Below are 2,802 nucleotides of genomic sequence, written 5' to 3'. Positions count from 1 at the left end.
GCCGCCGTCGATGTCGCCGATGCTGAAGCCCTCGGTGGTCTCCCAGGAGCCGATCGCCGTGAGCGTGATGTCGTTGGCGAAGGTGTTCTCCAGGCGCAGGAGGCCGCCGTAGCTCTCGTAGCGCTGGATGTTGTTGTCGCCTTCGTCGAAGAACACCGTGTCGCGATCGAAGTTCTCGTTCAGCTCGTTGGAGCCGGTGGTGAAGATGTTCGCGCGGAAGACGGCGGCGGTGCCGTCGAGCTCGCGGCCGTGGCCCGAGATGAGGGCGGAGAAGCCATCGTTCTCGTACAGCAGCTGGGCGCGGAAGGCGACTTCGCTGAAGCCGCCGAGGGCGTCCTCTTCACCGGTGAAGTCGTTGTCGATCCAGTCCGAGCGGGTTTGGGAGAGCACGGACACGCGGCCGGACCAGTTCTCCGAGAAGCCGCCGCCGATGGCGCCCTGCACGTTGAAGGTGCCGAGGCCGCCGCCGGTGATGGAGCCGTAGGCATCGAACTCCTGGCTCGGCTTCACCGTGTCGAACTTCACCGTACCGGCCGGCGTGTTGCGCCCGAACAGGGTGCCCTGGGGCCCGCGCAGCACTTCCACGCGCTCGATGTCGAAGAGCGGGAAGCTCTTCAGGACGACGTTCTCCATGGGGACCTCGTCGACCAACACCTGCACGGGCTGGGAGGCGGCGAGATCGAAGTCCGTGTTGCCAAGGCCGCGGATGTAGAAGCGCGGGGCGACGCGGCCGTTCGATGACTCGGCGTTGAGGCTCGGGATGCGCGCGGAGAGTGCGCGAATGTCCTCACCGGCTTCGAAGAAATCCGCAGCGTCTTCGCCGGAGAGCGTGACCAGGGAGAACGGCACATCGCTCTGCGCCTGTTCGCGCCGCTGGGCGGTGACGGTGACTTCTTCCAGTTCGGCAAAGGCCGGTGGCGTAAGGGTAACGGCGACGAGGGCAGCGCCCACGACGGGCGTGCGGTAGGCAGAGCGGGACATCGGGTGTGGAACTCTCCGAGTTGAACGACTCAACGAATTCGGCCGCGCCCGGGGCGGCAGCCGCGCCTATTCATCATTGACACCCACATGCTTGTCAATGAATCCGATTGCAAGGGTTTCTTGCGTTCTGACGCAGGACACTAACTACAGGAAAACGTACTTGAGTGCGAACACGCCGGCGACCAGGTATACAGCGGCCGGACACTGCGCGCCTTTTCCGCTCAGCAACTTGATGGCGGCGTAACAGATGAAGCCAAGGCCGATGCCCTCGGCGATAGAAAACGTCAATGGCATCGCGAGGGCGCCGACCATGGCGGGGGCCACCTCGGTCAGGTCTTCCCAATCGAGGTCGGCCAGGGAGCGCGCCATCAGCGAGGCGACGAAGAGCAGGGCGGACGCCGTGGCGTACGCCGGGATGCTCTGCGCCAGGGGCGAGAAGAAGAGGCAGGCGAGGAACAGCAGGCCACAGACGACGGCCGTGAGTCCCGTACGGCCCCCCGCTTCCACGCCGGCGGCGCTCTCGATGTAGCTGGTGGTCGACGAGGTGCCGAGCAGGGCGCCCACCGCCGTGGAGCTGGAGTCCGCGAAGAGCGCACCGCGAAGGCGAGGGAGGTTGCCCTCCTTGTCCACCAGGCCCGCGCGCGTCGCCACGCCCACCAGCGTGCCCGCCGTATCGAACACGTCCACCAGCAGCATGGTCAACACGGTGGTCAGCATGCCCACCTGCAGGGCGCTCGCGATATCCACCTGCAACAGCACGGGCGCGGGCGAGGGCGGCATGGAGACCAGGCCCTGAAATTCGGCCACGCCCGTGAGCCAACCCACCGCGGCGACGGCGAGTATCCCGATCACCACCGCCCCGGCGATCCGTCGCGCGGCGAGCGCGGTGATCAGCACGAACCCGACCAGGGCCAGGGCAGGGCCGGGCGAGAGGAGGTCCCCGAGGCCGACCAGGGTGGCCTCGTTGTCGATCACCACGCCGGCGTTGCTCAACGCGATGAACCCGAGGAACAAGCCGATACCCGCGGTCATGCTCTGCTTGAGGCTGCGCGGGATCGAGTTGATCAACCACTCGCGCACGGGGAGCAGGCTCAGGATCACGAACAGCACGCCGGAGACGAAGACGGCGCCGAGGGCGGTCTGCCAGCTGTGGCCCTGGGTGAGCACCACCGTGTAGGCGAAGAATGCGTTCTGGCCCATGCCGGGCGCCAGCGCGATGGGGTAGTTGGCGACCAGGCCCATGACCAGGGTGCCGTAGGCCGCGGCCAGGCAGGTGGCGACGAACACGCCGCCGAAGTCCATGCCGGCGTCGGACAGGATCGCCGGGTTCACCACGCTGATGTAGACCATGGTGAGGAAGGTGGAGAGGCCGGCGATGGCTTCCGTGCGCACGGTGGTGCCGGCGGCGTCGAGCTTGAAGCGGCGGGTGATCGCCTCCATGGCGTCTCCGTGATCTAGGGCGTGGCCTGTGTTGGCGGTGCGGTGGCGGCGGTCAGAACATGCTTGCGAAGCCTAAGGCATTGCGCCGGGTGGCGCGATGCGAGGGGTGGGCGGGGGTGCCCGATCGGAGCTATCACGCCTTCTAGCCGAGGGTTCGGCGCCTTCTACTCCATGCTGGCAGACTTCAGCCAGAAGGCCTCGTCGAAGCCTGGAATCTCCAGGTTGCAGATGAACTGCCGTGTGGCCGCTTCCCAGGAGAAGTTCTCGGACCACTCGCGGCACGCCGCGCGGTCACGCCGCTCGAGGGCGGTGGTGCACGCCTCCTTGAGATCCTCGTCCATGGCGCCAGCGCCCTCTGGCGCGCCATCGAGGATTTCCAGG

The 2,802-nt window shown here is 67.0% G+C and carries 3 protein-coding genes; all 3 read right to left on the bottom strand.

The window, feature by feature from the left end:
* A partial coding sequence (locus AAF184_25600; GenBank protein ID MEO0425731.1) for a TonB-dependent receptor plug domain-containing protein occupies positions 1–981 on the bottom strand: 981 nt, incomplete at its 3' end.
* Positions 982–1,125: 144 nt separating this feature from the next.
* The gene (locus tag AAF184_25595; protein MEO0425730.1) at positions 1,126–2,421 is read right to left on the bottom strand and encodes an NCS2 family permease; all 1,296 of its coding nucleotides are present in this window, start codon (positions 2,419–2,421) and stop codon (positions 1,126–1,128) included.
* A 164-nt stretch (positions 2,422–2,585) separates the two neighbouring features.
* The coding region (locus AAF184_25590) for a glycosyltransferase family 1 protein (protein MEO0425729.1) at positions 2,586–2,802 on the bottom strand (217 nt) is incomplete at its 5' end.

The organism is Pseudomonadota bacterium (assembly GCA_039815145.1).
Lineage (GTDB): Bacteria > Pseudomonadota > Gammaproteobacteria > Steroidobacterales > JBCBZW01 > JBCBZW01.
The sequence above is the reverse complement of the archived record's forward strand: the minus strand, read 5'-3'. Positions and strand labels throughout refer to the sequence as shown.